The 14,036-nt window shown below is 63.5% G+C and carries 26 protein-coding genes; all 26 read left to right on the top strand.

What is annotated here, in order from left to right; genetic code table 11:
• Positions 1-172 precede the first annotated feature (172 nt).
• Positions 173-481 (top strand): 30S ribosomal protein S10, encoded by a 309-nt coding sequence (rpsJ, locus tag N825_RS15885; RefSeq protein WP_037453618.1) that lies wholly within the window; start codon positions 173-175, stop codon positions 479-481.
• 70 nt (positions 482-551) lie between these two features.
• Positions 552-1,295: a 50S ribosomal protein L3 gene (gene rplC / locus N825_RS15880; protein ID WP_037453616.1), complete on the top strand. Its 744-nt coding sequence runs from the start codon at positions 552-554 to the stop codon at positions 1,293-1,295.
• 5 nt (positions 1,296-1,300) lie between these two features.
• Positions 1,301-1,921 (top strand): 50S ribosomal protein L4, encoded by a 621-nt coding sequence (rplD, locus tag N825_RS15875; protein ID WP_037453613.1) that lies wholly within the window; start codon positions 1,301-1,303, stop codon positions 1,919-1,921.
• Positions 1,922-1,926: 5 nt separating this feature from the next.
• Positions 1,927-2,235: a 50S ribosomal protein L23 gene (locus tag N825_RS15870; protein ID WP_157619273.1), complete on the top strand. Its 309-nt coding sequence runs from the start codon at positions 1,927-1,929 to the stop codon at positions 2,233-2,235.
• Positions 2,236-2,249: 14 nt separating this feature from the next.
• Positions 2,250-3,077, top strand: coding sequence for a 50S ribosomal protein L2 (gene rplB / locus N825_RS15865; protein WP_037453606.1), 828 nt, complete (start codon positions 2,250-2,252; stop codon positions 3,075-3,077).
• A 12-nt stretch (positions 3,078-3,089) separates the two neighbouring features.
• Positions 3,090-3,368 (top strand): 30S ribosomal protein S19, encoded by a 279-nt coding sequence (rpsS, locus tag N825_RS15860; RefSeq protein ID WP_037453604.1) that lies wholly within the window; start codon positions 3,090-3,092, stop codon positions 3,366-3,368.
• A 2-nt stretch (positions 3,369-3,370) separates the two neighbouring features.
• A complete protein-coding gene (rplV, locus tag N825_RS15855) occupies positions 3,371-3,760 on the top strand; it encodes a 50S ribosomal protein L22 (protein WP_037453601.1) in 390 nt (129 codons plus the stop codon).
• Between the two features lies 1 nt (position 3,761).
• The gene (rpsC, locus tag N825_RS15850; RefSeq protein ID WP_037453598.1) at positions 3,762-4,508 is read left to right on the top strand and encodes a 30S ribosomal protein S3; all 747 of its coding nucleotides are present in this window, start codon (positions 3,762-3,764) and stop codon (positions 4,506-4,508) included.
• A 30-nt stretch (positions 4,509-4,538) separates the two neighbouring features.
• Positions 4,539-4,964 (top strand): 50S ribosomal protein L16, encoded by a 426-nt coding sequence (rplP, locus tag N825_RS15845; RefSeq protein ID WP_037453595.1) that lies wholly within the window; start codon positions 4,539-4,541, stop codon positions 4,962-4,964.
• The gene (rpmC, locus tag N825_RS15840; RefSeq protein WP_037453592.1) at positions 4,961-5,164 is read left to right on the top strand and encodes a 50S ribosomal protein L29; all 204 of its coding nucleotides are present in this window, start codon (positions 4,961-4,963) and stop codon (positions 5,162-5,164) included. Before rplP ends, rpmC begins: the two co-directional genes overlap by 4 nt.
• A 10-nt stretch (positions 5,165-5,174) precedes the next feature.
• Entirely contained in the window at positions 5,175-5,441 is a 267-nt protein-coding gene (gene rpsQ / locus N825_RS15835) for a 30S ribosomal protein S17 (RefSeq protein WP_037453589.1), read from the top strand.
• Positions 5,442-5,458: 17 nt separating this feature from the next.
• Entirely contained in the window at positions 5,459-5,827 is a 369-nt protein-coding gene (rplN, locus tag N825_RS15830) for a 50S ribosomal protein L14 (RefSeq protein WP_037453585.1), read from the top strand.
• The gene (gene rplX, locus N825_RS15825; protein WP_037453583.1) at positions 5,827-6,147 is read left to right on the top strand and encodes a 50S ribosomal protein L24; all 321 of its coding nucleotides are present in this window, start codon (positions 5,827-5,829) and stop codon (positions 6,145-6,147) included. The genes rplN and rplX overlap by 1 nt, the downstream gene beginning before the upstream one ends.
• 8 nt (positions 6,148-6,155) lie before the next feature.
• The gene (gene rplE / locus N825_RS15820) at positions 6,156-6,698 is read left to right on the top strand and encodes a 50S ribosomal protein L5 (RefSeq protein ID WP_037453807.1); all 543 of its coding nucleotides are present in this window, start codon (positions 6,156-6,158) and stop codon (positions 6,696-6,698) included.
• A 19-nt stretch (positions 6,699-6,717) separates the two neighbouring features.
• Positions 6,718-7,023, top strand: a complete 306-nt coding sequence (gene rpsN, locus N825_RS15815) for a 30S ribosomal protein S14 (RefSeq protein WP_037453579.1) — start codon at positions 6,718-6,720, stop codon at positions 7,021-7,023.
• A 14-nt stretch (positions 7,024-7,037) separates the two neighbouring features.
• Positions 7,038-7,436 (top strand): 30S ribosomal protein S8, encoded by a 399-nt coding sequence (rpsH, locus tag N825_RS15810; protein WP_037453576.1) that lies wholly within the window; start codon positions 7,038-7,040, stop codon positions 7,434-7,436.
• A 9-nt stretch (positions 7,437-7,445) separates the two neighbouring features.
• The gene (rplF, locus tag N825_RS15805) at positions 7,446-7,982 is read left to right on the top strand and encodes a 50S ribosomal protein L6 (protein WP_037453574.1); all 537 of its coding nucleotides are present in this window, start codon (positions 7,446-7,448) and stop codon (positions 7,980-7,982) included.
• A gap of 11 nt (positions 7,983-7,993) precedes the next feature.
• Positions 7,994-8,356, top strand: coding sequence for a 50S ribosomal protein L18 (rplR, locus tag N825_RS15800; RefSeq protein ID WP_037453570.1), 363 nt, complete (start codon positions 7,994-7,996; stop codon positions 8,354-8,356).
• 14 nt (positions 8,357-8,370) lie between these two features.
• Positions 8,371-8,973 carry a 30S ribosomal protein S5 gene (gene rpsE / locus N825_RS15795; RefSeq protein ID WP_037453567.1) on the top strand — a complete coding sequence of 201 codons (603 nt, stop codon included), beginning with the start codon at positions 8,371-8,373 and terminating at the stop codon, positions 8,971-8,973.
• Between the two features lie 2 nt (positions 8,974-8,975).
• On the top strand, positions 8,976-9,173 hold the full coding sequence (rpmD, locus tag N825_RS15790; protein ID WP_037453564.1) for a 50S ribosomal protein L30: 198 nt from the start codon (positions 8,976-8,978) through the stop codon (positions 9,171-9,173).
• Between the two features lie 25 nt (positions 9,174-9,198).
• On the top strand, positions 9,199-9,690 hold the full coding sequence (rplO, locus tag N825_RS15785; RefSeq protein WP_037453561.1) for a 50S ribosomal protein L15: 492 nt from the start codon (positions 9,199-9,201) through the stop codon (positions 9,688-9,690).
• Positions 9,691-9,784: 94 nt separating this feature from the next.
• Entirely contained in the window at positions 9,785-11,128 is a 1,344-nt protein-coding gene (secY, locus tag N825_RS15780; RefSeq protein WP_037453558.1) for a preprotein translocase subunit SecY, read from the top strand.
• Complete coding sequence (locus tag N825_RS15775) at positions 11,125-11,781, top strand: adenylate kinase (RefSeq protein WP_037453556.1); 657 nt, start codon at positions 11,125-11,127, stop codon at positions 11,779-11,781. Before secY ends, N825_RS15775 begins: the two co-directional genes overlap by 4 nt.
• Positions 11,782-11,967: 186 nt before the next feature.
• Positions 11,968-12,336 (top strand): 30S ribosomal protein S13, encoded by a 369-nt coding sequence (rpsM, locus tag N825_RS15770; RefSeq protein ID WP_037453553.1) that lies wholly within the window; start codon positions 11,968-11,970, stop codon positions 12,334-12,336.
• A gap of 21 nt (positions 12,337-12,357) precedes the next feature.
• Positions 12,358-12,756, top strand: a complete 399-nt coding sequence (rpsK, locus tag N825_RS15765) for a 30S ribosomal protein S11 (RefSeq protein WP_037453551.1) — start codon at positions 12,358-12,360, stop codon at positions 12,754-12,756.
• Between the two features lie 237 nt (positions 12,757-12,993).
• Complete coding sequence (locus N825_RS15760) at positions 12,994-14,010, top strand: DNA-directed RNA polymerase subunit alpha (RefSeq protein ID WP_037453549.1); 1,017 nt, start codon at positions 12,994-12,996, stop codon at positions 14,008-14,010.
• Positions 14,011-14,036 lie beyond the last annotated feature (26 nt).

Raw genomic sequence — 14,036 nt, 5'->3', positions numbered from 1 at the left:
GTGAGGGCGGCCGCACCGTCGGCGCCGGCGTCGTCGCCAGCATCATCGAGTGATACGGTTCGGGTTCGCTGTGGGCCTGATGCCCACGGGCGCAACGAGTTAGCCGGCGAAGAGGGGTCGCTTCCCACAAGGGGCGGCCCCTTCAGCGGCAGAGAAACGGGTTTTGAAGACGATGGACAGTCAGAATATCCGGATCCGCCTGCGGGCGTTCGACCATCGCGTGCTCGATCAGTCGACAAGCGAGATCGTCAACACCGCGAAGCGGACCGGCGCACGGGTTCGGGGACCAATTCCCTTGCCCACGCAGATCGAGAAGTTTACGGTCAACCGTTCGCCGCACATCGACAAGAAGTCGCGCGAGCAGTTCGAGATCCGGACGCACAAGCGCCTGATCGACATCGTCGACCCGACCCCGCAGACCGTGGACGCGCTGATGAAGCTCGACCTCGCCGCCGGTGTCGACGTCGAGATCAAGCTCTAAGTCGAAGAGCCTGTAAGTAGGGTAAGGGACCTCTCCCCCTGAGGATGTCCCTATTGAGGAGAAGTAAACCATGCGATCCGGTTTGATCGCGCAGAAACTCGGCATGACCCGCGTCTTCACGGACGACGGGGAACATGTTCCGGTCACTGTGCTGAAGGTGGACAACGTACAGGTTGTCGCCGTGCGTACCGAGGAGACCGACGGTTATACCGCCGTCCAGCTCGGCGCCGGTACCGCCAAAGTCAAGAACGTCACGAAGCCCCAGCGCGGCCACTTCGCCAAGGCGAAGGTCGAGCCCAAGCGCAAGCTGGTCGAGTTCCGTGTCGATGCCGATGCCCTGATCGAGGTTGGCGCCGAACTGTCGGCCGCCCATTTCGTCCCGGGCCAACTCGTTGACGTCACCGGAACGACGATCGGCAAGGGTTTCGCCGGCGGCATGAAGCGGTGGAACTTCGGTGGTCTGCGCGCGACCCACGGCGTCTCGGTCTCGCACCGTTCGCATGGTTCGACCGGTAACCGTCAGGATCCCGGTAAGACCTTCGCCAACAAGAAGATGGCCGGTCATTTGGGCGCCGAGCGGGTGACCACCCAGAACCTGAAGATCGTCTCGGTCGACGAGGACCGCGGCCTGATCCTGGTCAAGGGTGCCGTCCCCGGTTCCGAGGGTGGTTGGGTGCTGGTTCGCGACGCCGTCAAGCGGAAGGCCCCGGAAGGCCTGCCGTTCCCGGCGGCGCTGCGTTCCAAGCCGGATGCCGCTCCCGTCGCCGACTCTGTGGCCCCTGCCGCCGATGCCGGCGCCGAGCCGACGGAGTGAATGAGATGAAGACGACCGTCAAGAACCTGAACAACGAGGAAGTGGGCGAGATCGAACTCGACGAGGCCGTTTTCGGCGTTCCGTTGCGTACCGATCTGCTGGCCCGCATGATCAATTACCAGCTCGCCAAGCGGCGTTCCGGTAATCACAAGACCAAGGGCATCTCCGAGATCGCCGGCACGACCAAGAAGCCGCACCGCCAGAAGGGTACCGGCCGCGCCCGCCAGGGTTCGACCCGGTCGCCGCAGTTCCGCGGCGGCGCCGTGATCTTCGGTCCGGTCGTGCGCAGCCACGCCCACGACCTCAACAAGAAGGTCCGCAAGCTGGCGCTGAAGACCGCGCTGTCGACCAAGCTGGCCGAGGGCAAGCTGGTGGTCCTGGAGACCGCCGCCGTCGACAGTCACAAGACCAAGGACATGGCGCTGCGCCTGAAGGGCCTGGGCCTGACCTCGGCGCTGATCATCGACGGCGCCAACCTCGATCTGAACTTCGTGCGCGCGTCGCGGAATGTTCCGTTGATCGATGTGTTGCCGGAACAGGGTGCCAACGTCTATGACATCCTGCGTCGCGACACGCTGGTCCTGACGCGCAACGCTGTCGAGCAGCTGGAGGCTCGTCTGAAATGAGCAAGATCTCGAAACCTTCGGTGAGCAAGGAGCGGATGTACGATCTGATCACCGCTCCCGTGATCACCGAGAAGTCGACGATGGGTTCCGAACACCGTCAGGTCACCTTCAAGGTGCCGATGGACGCGACCAAGCCGGAAATCAAGGCCGCGGTGGAAGGGCTGTTCAAGGTCAAGGTGACGGCGGTGAACACGCTGATCACCAAGGGCAAGGTCAAGCGCTTCAAGGGTATCTTGGGCCGTCGTTCGGACTTCAAGAAAGCGATCGTCACGTTGGCCGAAGGCCACACGATCGACGTTACCACTGGCGTCTAAGGCTGAACTGACCGATGGCACTTAAGAATTTCCGGCCCATCACGCCGTCGCTCCGCCAGCTCGTGCTGGTGGACCGTTCGGAACTGTGGAAGGGCAAGCCGGTCAAGTCCCTCACCGAGGGTCTGACCAAGAGCGGCGGACGCAACAACACCGGCCGCATCACCGCGCGCAGGATCGGTGGCGGACACAAGCGCCGCTACCGTCTGGTCGACTTCAAGCGTCGCAAGTTCGACGCCCCGGCCGTGGTCGAACGGCTGGAGTACGATCCGAACCGCACGGCGTTCATCGCGCTGGTGCGTTACGCCGACGACGAGCTCGCCTACATCCTGGCGCCGCAGCGCCTGAAGGTTGGCGACACCGTCGTCTCCGGCGAGCGTGTCGACGTCAAGCCCGGCAACGCGATGCCGCTGAGGAACATCCCGGTGGGGACGATCGTCCACAACGTGGAACTCAAGGCGGGCAAGGGTGGCCAGCTGGCCCGTTCGGCCGGCACCTATGTCCAGCTGGTCGGACGCGACCAGGGCTACGCCCAGTTGAAGCTGGCTTCCGGTGAACTCCGGGTCGTCCGGGGCGAGTGCCTCGCCACGATCGGCGCGGTGTCCAACCCGGACCAGTCGAACATCAACCTGGGCAAGGCCGGCCGTCACCGTTGGCTGGGCAAGCGCCCGTCGGTTCGTGGCGTCGCCATGAACCCGATCGACCACCCGCACGGTGGTGGTGAAGGCAGGACCTCTGGTGGTCGCCATCCGGTGACCCCGTGGGGCAAGCCGACCAAGGGCAAGAAGACGCGGAACAACAAGAAGACGGATGGCCAGATCCTGCGCCGCCGTCATGCGAAGTAGAGGAGTTACGTCGTGGCGCGCAGCGTCTGGAAGGGGCCGTTCATCGACGGCTACCTGCTGAAGAAAGCCGATAAGGCGCGGGCTAGCGGGCGTAACGAGATCATCAAGATCTGGTCGCGTCGCTCCACTATCCTGCCCCAATTCGTCGGTTTGACCTTCGGCGTTCACAATGGTCAGAAGTTCCTGCCCGTCCTCGTCACCGAGAACATGATCGGTCACAAGTTCGGCGAGTTCTCTCCGACCCGGACCTATTACGGCCACGCGGCCGATAAGAAGTCGAAGAGGAAGTAGCCATGGGCAAGGCAGCGAATGCGCCGCGCATCGCCGATAACGAGGCGATGGCGTTTGGCAAGATGATCCGTTCCTCGGCCCGGAAGCTCAACCTCGTAGCCGAGTTGATCCGCGGCAAGAGCGCGCAGGCGGCGGTGGCCGACCTGACCTTCTCCAAGCGACGTGTCGCCGAGGAGGTCCGGAAGGTCCTGCAGTCGGCGATCGCGAACGCCGAGAACAACCATCAACTCGACGTCGACCGTCTGTACGTGGCTCAGGCCACCGTCGGCCGCGCCCTGGTGATGAAACGGTTCCACGCCCGCGCTCGCGGTCGCGGTGCTCGGGTCGAGAAGCCGTTCAGCAATCTTACCGTCATCGTGCGTGAGCGCGCCGAAGCGGTGGAGGCCGAGTAACATGGGTCAGAAGATCAATCCCGTCGGGCTTCGGCTTGGCATCAACCGCACTTGGGATAGCCGCTGGTATGCGGATCGGGACTACGCCGATCTGTTGCATAGTGACCTGAAGCTGCGTAGTTTCCTCCAAGGCCGGCTTCAGCAGGCTGGCGTGTCCCGGATCGTGATCGAGCGGCCTGCGAAAAAGGCCCGCGTGACCATCCATTCGGCGCGCCCGGGGGTTGTCATCGGTAAGAAGGGTGCCGATATCGAGAAGCTTCGCGTCGAGCTCGCGAAGATGACCGGTTCGGACGTCAACTTGAACATCGTCGAGATCCGCAAGCCGGAAATCGACGCCAAGTTGATCGCCGAGAACATCTCCAACCAACTGGAGCGCCGTGTCGCCTTTCGCCGCGCCATGAAGCGTGCCGTGCAGTCCGCCATGCGCCTGGGAGCCCAGGGCATTCGGATCAACTGCTCGGGTCGCCTCGGTGGTGCGGAAATCGCGCGCATGGAGTGGTATCGCGAAGGTCGCGTGCCGCTGCACACCTTGCGTGCCGATGTGGATTACGGTGTCGCCACCGCTAAGACCACGTATGGCACGTGCGGGGTGAAGGTCTGGGTGTTCAAGGGCGAAATCCTTGCGCACGACCCGATGGCGCAGGATAAGCGCGCCAATGAGCAACAGGCCGGTCCCAGCGGACGGCCCGAGCGTGGCGAACGTGGCGATCATCATCGCGGCGATCGTGACAATCGCGGCGATCGCTGAACGGCAGGATACTAGTAGAGGGCACATGCCATGCTAAGTCCTAAGCGTACGAAGTACCGCAAGGCACACAAGGGCCGTATCCACGGCACCGCCAAGGGCGGGACTCAGCTCAACTTCGGCGCCTATGGCCTGAAGGCGATCGAGCCGGCGCGCATCACCGCGCGCCAGATCGAGGCGGCTCGCCGCGCGATCACCCGCCACATGAAGCGTCAGGGCCGCGTCTGGATCCGCATCTTCCCGGATGTCCCGGTCTCGACCAAGCCGGCCGAGGTCCGAATGGGTTCGGGCAAGGGCTCGCCCGAATTCTGGGCGGCCCGGGTCCATCCCGGTCGCATCATGTTCGAACTGGACGGCGTTCCCGGCGATCTGGCCAAGCGCGCCTTCGAGCTCGCCGCCGCCAAGCTGCCGATCAAGACCCGGTTCATCACCCGGCTGGGCGAGGAGTTGGATCAATGACGAAGCCCACCGATCTTCGCGCCAAGACCGCGGACGAGTTGAACGATCAGCTCCTGACCCTCAAGAAGGAGCAGTTCAACCTGCGCTTCCGCCGGGCCTCGGGCCAACTCGAGAACACCGCGCGCGTCGGCCAGGTGCGTCGCGACATCGCGCGCATCAAGACCATTCAGGGCGAGCGTTCGCGCTCGTCCGCGTCGTAGGAGTTTACCCATGCCCCGGCGTGTTTTGCAGGGCACGGTCGTCAGCGACAAGGGCGATAAGACGATCATCGTCCTCGTCGAGCGTCGCGTGATGCACCCCGTGTACAAGAAGTTCATCCGGCAGTCGAAGCGTTACGCTGCCCATGACGAGGCCAACCAGTTCAAGACGGGCGACAAGGTCTTCATCGAGGAATGCCGCCCGCTCTCCAAGCGCAAGCGCTGGATGGTTCTCACCGACGCCGCAGCAGCGGCAGCCGCCGGCTCGTTCGCCGGCTGATTGAAGAGGTCTGACATATGATCCAGATGCAAACCAACCTGGAGGTCGCCGACAACAGCGGCGCGCGCCGGGTGCAGTGCATCAAGGTGCTTGGCGGGTCCAAGCGCAAGGTGGCTGGCGTTGGCGACGTGATCGTCGTCTCCGTCAAGGAAGCCATCCCGCGCGGACGCGTCAAGAAGGGTGATGTACACCGTGCGGTCATCGTCCGCACGTCCAAGGAGATCCGGCGCACCGACGGCAGCTCCATTCGCTTCGACCGCAACGCCGCCGTGCTGATCAACAAGCAGGGCGAGCCGATCGGGACCCGTATTTTCGGGCCGGTCACTCGTGAGCTGCGCGGCAAGAAGTTCATGAAGATCATCTCGCTCGCGCCGGAGGTGCTGTGATGTCCGCCGCCAAGATCAAGAAGAAAGACAAGGTCATCGTCCTCACCGGCAAGGACAAGGGTAAGACCGGCGAGGTGATCGAGTTCCTCCCCAAGGAGAACCGGGTCAAGGTGCGGGGCGTCAACATCGTCAAGAAGCACCAGCGCCAGACCCAGACGTCCGCCGGCGGCATTTTGGAGATCGAGGCTTTCCTGCACGTCTCCAACGTAGCCCATGTCGACCCCAAGACCAACCTGCCGACCCGCGTGGGCTTCAAGACCCTCGAGGATGGCCGCAAAGTGCGTTATGCCAAGCGGTCCGGCGAACTGATCGATCTGTGAGCGCCGCCATGACGACCAGGCTGAAAAAGCAATACGACGACGTCGTGCGCGCGAAGTTGAAGGCTGAATTCAACTACGCGAACGACATGGAAGTGCCGCGGATCGAGAAGATCGTCATCAACATGGGTGTTGGCGAAGCGACCTCCGACGGCAAGAAGGTCAACGCGGCGGTGGCCGAATTGACCGCTATCGCTGGCCAGCGGCCGGTGGTGACCAAGGCCCGCAAGTCGATCGCGCAGTTCAAGCTGCGTGAAGGCATGTCGATCGGCTGCAAGGTGACCCTGCGTCGCGAGCGCATGTACGAGTTCCTCGACCGTCTCGTGACGGTTGCCCTGCCGCGTGTCCGCGACTTCCGCGGCGTGCCGGGCAACAGCTTCGACGGCCGCGGCAACTATGCCATGGGCTTGAAGGAGCAGATCATCTTCCCGGAAATCGATTATGACAAGATCGACGGTATCCGGGGCATGGACATCATCATCGTGACGACTGCGAAGACCGACAAGGAAGCCAAGGCTCTCCTCAAGGGCTTCGACATGCCGTTCGTCGCCTGAGCGGCAGGAGGTTACAGCCATGGCCAAGACGAGTGCCATCCAGAAGAACAAGCGCCGCGAGCGCATGGTCAAGAAGTACGCCGGGAAGCGCGCCGCGCTGAAGGCGATTGCCAAGGACCCCTCGCTGACGCCGGAAGATCAGTTCGCCGCCCGGCTCAAGCTGGCGGAGATGCCGCGCAATTCGAGCCGGACCCGTGTCCGCAACCGGTGTGAAATGTCCGGTCGGCCGCGTGCGTTCTACCGTAAGTTTAAGCTGTCGCGTATCGCGCTCCGTGACCTGGCCTCCAACGGCCAGATCCCGGGCATGACGAAGTCGAGCTGGTAAGGGGGATCGGAAAGATGTCTTTGAGCGATCCTTTGGGCGATATGCTGACCCGCATCCGCAATGGTCAGCGTGCCCACATGACCAGTGTCGACAGCCCGGCTTCGAAGCTTCGGACGAGCGTTCTGGAAGTGTTGAAGCGCGAGGGTTACATCCGCGGCTACTTCCAGGAGGAACTGCGTCCGGGTATCGCGCAACTCCGCATCGAGCTGAAGTATCACGAGGGTGAGCCGGTCATCAAGACCATCAGCCGCGTGTCCAAGCCCGGTCGCCGCGTCTACTCGAAGATCAAGGACCTGCCCCGCGTCTACAACGGCCTCGGGATCTCGATCCTGTCGACGCCCCGCGGTGTGATGTCCGACAACGAAGCCCGCGCCGCCAATGTTGGCGGTGAAGTGCTTTGCCGCGTGTTCTAAGAGGCAGCCATGTCACGAATTGGTAAACACCCCGTGCCGGTCCCGACTGGAGTTGACGTCGCCGTCAACGGCCAGATCCTGACGGCCAAGGGCAAGCTGGGTCAGCTCAGCTTGACCCTGATCGATGACATCGCGGCCACGCTGGACGAAGGCAAGGTCGTCATCAAGCCGCGCCACGCGGACAGCAAGCGTGGCAAGGTGATGTGGGCGACTTCGCGGACGCTCGTGGCCAACATGGTCAAGGGCGTGAGCGAGGGCTTCACGGTCAACCTCGAAATCAACGGCGTCGGCTATCGCGCGGCCGTGCAGGGTAGCGATCTGGTTCTCCAGCTCGGCTACTCGCACGACGTGACCTATCCGATTCCCGCCGGGATCACGATCAAGGCCGAGCGTCCGACCGCGATCTCCGTTTCCGGGGCCGACCGTCAGAAGGTTGGTCAAGTCGCAGCCGAAATCCGTCAGTTCCGGAAGCCGGAGCCCTACAAGGGCAAGGGCATCAAGTACTCGACGGAGACTCTGCTGCGCAAGGAAGGCAAGAAGAAGTAGGGGCACGGCCGATGAAAACGTCAAAAGAACTGAACGCACGCCGCAAACAGCGGGTGCGTACGCAGATCAGGAAGAAGGCGGGCGGCCGGCCCAGATTGTCGGTTTTCCGGTCCAGCAAGCACATCTATGTCCAGCTGATCGACGACAGCGAGGGCAAGACCCTCGCCGCCGCGTCGAGCATCGACAAGGATCTGCGCGAGTCGCTGAAGACCGGCGCCGACATCGAAGCCGCGAAGCTGGTCGGCAAGATGATCGCCGAGCGGGCCACCGCCGCGGGTGTCACGGAAGTCGTCTTCGATCGTGGCGGCTATCTCTTCCACGGGCGCGTCAAGGCGCTTGCCGACGCCGCGCGTGAAGCCGGCCTGTCGTTCTAAGGGGACCCGAGAATATGGCACGCAATGAAAGAGGCGGCGAGCGCGACCAGCGCGGCGGCGACAACCGGGGCCAGAACCGGGGCGGTGGCGACCGCGAAGAGAGCGATCTGGTGGAGAAGCTGGTTGGCATCAACCGCGTCGCCAAGGTGGTCAAGGGTGGCCGCCGGTTCGGCTTCGCGGCGCTGGTGGTGGTTGGCGACGCCAAGGGCCGCGTCGGCGTCGGATCGGGCAAGGCCCGTGAGGTGCCGGAGGCGATCCGCAAGGCGACCGACCAGGCCAAGCGCACGATGATCCGAGTTCCGCTCCGCGAGGGTCGGACGCTGCATCACGACGTGCACGGTCACTTCGGTGCCGGGCGTGTCGTTCTGCGGGCGGCGCCGACGGGTACCGGCATCATCGCCGGTGGTCCGATGCGCGCGATCTTCGAGGCGTTGGGTGTGCAGGACGTGGTGACGAAGTCGATCGGCACCTCCAATCCGCACAACATGATCAAGGCGACCTTCGACGCCCTGGCCCAGGTGGTCAGCCCGCGCGCGGTGGCCGCCCGTCGTGGCCGCCGTGTCAGCGACATCCTGGGCCGTCGCGACGCGACCGGCACCGAGATCAAGGAGGCTTGATCATGGCTGACGAGCAGAAGAGCACCGTCTTCGTGACGCAGGTCGGTAGCCCGATCGGTCGCAAGAAGGATCAGCGCGAGACCCTGGTGGGTCTCGGGCTCAACAAGCTGCACCGCACGCGGGAGCTGGAGGACACCCCTTCCGTCCGCGGCATGATCGCCAAGGTTCAGCATCTGGTTCGCGTCGAGAGCCAGGGCTGAGAACGGGCGAGGGGATATCCGAACTATGAAACTCAACGAGATCCGGGACAATCCCGGCGCCCGCAAGAACCGCACCCGGGTCGGGCGCGGTATCGGCTCCGGCAAGGGCAAGACCGGTGGTCGCGGCGTGAAGGGTCAGACCTCGCGCAGCGGCGTCGCGATCAAGGGCTTCGAAGGCGGTCAGATGCCTCTGCATCGCCGTCTGCCCAAGCGCGGCTTCGTCAACATCTTCGCCAAGGACTACTCGGTCGCCAATCTGGGCAAGATCCAGGAAGCCATCGAGTCCGGCAAGCTGGACGCCGCCCAGTTGATCACCGGGGAGATCCTGGTGGCGGCGGGCATCGCCCAGGACAGCCGGGACGGCGTCCGCCTGCTCGCCAAGGGTGAGTTGACGACCAAGGCCAGCTTCAAGGTGGCCGGCGCCTCGGCGTCCGCCATCAAGGCGGTCGAAAACTTCGGCGGCACCGTGGAAGTCACGGTTCCGAAGAAGGTTCAGGAAGCTCCCGCGACCGAGTGATCGATCGCGGACACCAATGGCCGGCGCCTCATTTCGGGGCGCCGGCCATATCTGTCACGACAAAGCTTCGCATGTGAGCGTCGAGGAATAGAATATGGCATCAGCGGCCGAACAGCTCGCCGCCAATATCAACTTTGGCGCCTTCGCGAAGGCTACCGAGCTGAAGAAGCGGATCTGGTTCACCCTCGGGGCCCTGATCATCTACCGGCTCGGCACCTATATACCGCTTCCCGGCATTGATCCAAGCATCATGGCCGACATCTTCCGCCAGAACTCCGGCGGCATCCTTGACATGTTCAACATGTTCTCGGGTGGCGCCCTGTCGCGGATGACCATCTTCGCCCTCAACATCATGCCGTACATCTCGGCGTCGATCATCATCCAGCTCATGACGGCGGTCTCGCCGACCCTTGAGACGATGAAGAAGGAGGGGGAGAGCGGCAGGAAGAAGCTCAACCAATACACCCGCTACCTGACGGTGCTGCTGGCGACTGTTCAGGCCTATGGCATGGCGGTCGGACTGCAGGGCATGACGGGATCGAGCGGACCCGCCGTCCACAGTCCCGGCGTCTTCTTCCTGGCGACCACCGTCATCACGCTGGTGGGTGGCACCGTCTTCCTGATGTGGCTGGGCGAGCAGATCACTGCGCGGGGCGTCGGCAACGGCATCTCCCTGATCATCTTCGCCGGCATCGTCGCGGAGTTGCCGCGCGCCTTGGTGGGAACGCTGGAACTGGGGCGCACGGGCGCGCTGTCGACCTTCTTCATCATCTTCCTGCTGCTGATGGCGGTCGCGGTGATCTTCTTCATCGTGTTCATGGAGCGGGCGCAGCGCCGGTTGCTGGTCCAGTACCCCAAGCGCCAGGTCGGCAACAGGATGTTTGGGGGCGAGAGCTCGCACCTGCCGCTGAAGCTCAACACCTCGGGCGTGATCCCGCCAATCTTCGCCAGCTCGTTGCTGTTGCTGCCGCTGACCGTGGCCGGCTTCTCGGGCGGGCAGGGGCCGGAGTGGCTGACGGCCGTCACGACATATCTCGGCCACGGCCAGCCGCTGTACATCCTGCTGTACGTCGCGCTGATCGTGTTCTTCTGCTTCTTCTATACGGCGATCGTCTTCAATCCGACGGAGACGGCCGACAATCTGAAGAAGTATGGCGGGTTCATCCCCGGCATCCGCCCCGGCAAGAACACGGCGGACTACCTGGACTACGTGCTCACCCGGCTGACCGTTGTGGGTGCGGCATATTTGTCCGTGGTCTGCCTATTGCCAGAAATCCTGATTTCGCAGTACGCCGTCCCGTTCTATTTTGGCGGCACCAGCCTGTTGATCGTCGTCACCGTCACGATGGACACCGTCGCGCAGATACATTCGCATCTGCTGGCGCATCAGTACGAAGGCCTGATCAAGAAGGCTAAGCTGCGGGGGAGGAGAGGATGAACTTAATTCTGCTGGGACCGCCGGGGGCCGGTAAGGGAACCCAGGCGAAGCGTCTCGAGGATCGGCACGGGCTCGTACAGCTGTCGACCGGGGACATGCTGCGCGCGGTCGTCGCCAGCGGTGCGCCGCTGGGCCAGCAGGCCAAGGAGATCATGGCCGCCGGCAAGTTGATGCCGGACGAGCTGATGATCGAGATGATCGCCGATCGAATCTCCCAGTCCGATTGCGCGGCCGGGTTCATCCTCGATGGATTTCCGCGGACGGTGCCACAGGCGGAAGCGCTTGACCGGATGCTGGCGGACAAGGGGCTGAGGCTCGACCACGTCATCGAGATGAAGGTGGACGACGCGGCCCTGGTCGACCGGATCACCGGGCGCTACACCTGCGCCAAGTGCGGCCGGGGCTATCACGACACGTTCCAGAAGCCAAGTGTCGACGGTGTCTGCGACGCGTGCGGTTCGACCGAGTTCACCCGGCGGGCCGACGACAACGCGGAGACCGTCAGCACGCGGCTGGCGGCTTACCACAAGCAGACGGCGCCGATCCTTCCCTACTACAGGGAGCGGGGAGTCCTGGAGACGGTGGACGGCATGGCCGACATCGACGAGGTGACCGACCAGATCGAGGCCCTGCTCAAAGACAAGGTGTCCTAGGACTAACCTGACGGTTGTGTGACAGACATCGGTTGACTCAAGGGGCGCGGTGAGTATACTCCGCGCTCCTTGGTTCCTGTGGAAACCGAGACCCAATACTCGTCCTGATTCGGCACGGCTGGACAGGACCGTGACCGAGACGGACGGCCCCTTACGGGCCACATATCAAAAGCTAAGGAGACGAGCGTGGCGCGTATTGCTGGCGTCAATATCCCGGCGCAGAAGCGCGTGGAGATCGGCCTGACCTACATCCATGGTATTGGACATTCCAAGGCCAAGGAAATCTGCGGTAAGGTCGCCATCCCGTCCGAGCGCCGGGTCAACGAGTTGACCGACGACGAGATCTTGAAGATCCGTGAAGTCATCGACAGCGACTATCGCGTCGAGGGTGACCTTCGTCGTCAGGTCGCCATGAACATCAAGCGGTTGATGGACCTGGGTTGCTACCGGGGTCTGCGGCACCGTAAGGGCCTGCCGGTCCGCGGCCAGCGCACGCACACCAACGCGCGCACCCGCAAGGGTCCGGCCAAGCCGATCGCTGGCAAGAAGAAGTAAGAGATAGGACGGACAGGACCCATGGCCAAGCCTTCTGCGGCATCCGCGCGCCTTCGTCGTCGCGAGCGCAAGAACATCACTTCGGGCGTCGCTCACGTCAACGCGTCGTTCAACAACACCATGATCACCATCACCGACGCGCAGGGCAACACGATCGCCTGGTCGTCGTCGGGCTCCCAGGGCTTCAAGGGCTCGCGGAAGTCGACGCCGTACGCCGCGCAGATGGCTGCCGAGGATGCGGGCCGCAAGGCCCAGGAACACGGCATGAAGACCCTCGAGGTCGAGGTCAAGGGTCCCGGTTCGGGGCGCGAGTCGGCGCTCCGCGCGCTTCAGTCGGTCGGTTTCGCGATCACGTCGATCCGTGACGTCACGCCGATCCCGCACAACGGCGTCCGTCCGCCGAAGAAGCGTCGCGTCTGATTTCCTGAGCGGATTTCTACGACGGACACTTTCATCGAAAGTGTCCTGGAGGCGTTTGCTACCGCGCCTCCGGTTGCCCGCCGTTCCGGGAAAATCGCCCATAGAGCCATCATGGGGGATCAAGCATGGGGACGGCGGCCGAGTTTGCCGAAACCCTTCCTGTCGAGGGAAGGGATTCGGCATCTCTGCGTTGGCACACCGGAATCGCGCGTCAACCCGATGGCATGAGGTCAAGACGTGATTCAGAAGAATTGGCAGGAGCTGATCAAGCCCAACAAGCTCGACATCCAGCCGGGGGACGATCCGCAGCGGACCGCCACCGTGGTTGCCGAACCCCTTGAACGCGGTTTTGGTCTCACGCTCGGCAACGCGCTCCGCCGCGTCCTGCTGTCGTCGCTTCAAGGCGCCGCAGTCACCTCGATCCAGATCGAAGGCGTGCTGCACGAGTTCTCGTCGATTCCCGGCGTTCGCGAGGATGTCACCGACATCGTCCTGAACATCAAGACCATGGGCCTGCGTCTGCATGGCGATGGTCCGAAGCGGATGCGCCTGCGCGCCGACGGCCCCGGCGAGGTTACCGCCGGCATGATCGAGACCGGACCGGACATCGAGGTGATGGACCCGGAACTGGTGATCTGCACCCTCGACACCGCCGCCCGTCTGGTGATGGAGTTGACGGTGGAGAGCGGCAAGGGATATGTCCCGGCCAGCCAGAACCGTCCCGAGGACGCGCCGATCGGCCTGATCCCGGTCGATGCGCTGTTCGCGCCGATCCGCAAGGTCTCGTACAAGGTCGACAACACCCGCGTTGGGCAGGTCACCGACTATGACCGGTTGTCGATGCAGGTCGAGACCAACGGCGCCGTGTCGCCGGAGGACGCGGTGGCCCTGGCCGCCCGCATCCTGCAGGACCAGTTGCAGCTCTTCATCAACTTCGAGGAGCCGACCCACGCGGTCGCCGAGGAGCGTGGCGAGGAGCCGCCGTTCAACAAGAACCTCCTGCGCAAGGTGGACGAACTGGAACTGTCGGTCCGGTCGGCCAACTGCCTGAAGAACGACAACATCGTCTACATCGGCGATTTGGTCCAGAAGACCGAGGCGGAAATGCTCCGCACTCCCAACTTCGGTCGGAAGTCGTTGAACGAGATCAAGGAAGTCCTGTCCCAGATGGGTCTCCACCTGGGCATGGAAATCCCGAATTGGCCGCCCGAGAACATCGAGGAACTGGCCAAGCGTCTCGAAGAGCCGTACTAAGCGTCACCCATCGGACGTTCGTTTTT

The sequence above is a fragment of the Skermanella stibiiresistens SB22 genome (assembly GCF_000576635.1).
Taxonomy (GTDB): domain Bacteria; phylum Pseudomonadota; class Alphaproteobacteria; order Azospirillales; family Azospirillaceae; genus Skermanella; species Skermanella stibiiresistens.
The sequence above is the reverse complement of the archived record's forward strand: the minus strand, read 5'-3'. Positions and strand labels throughout refer to the sequence as shown.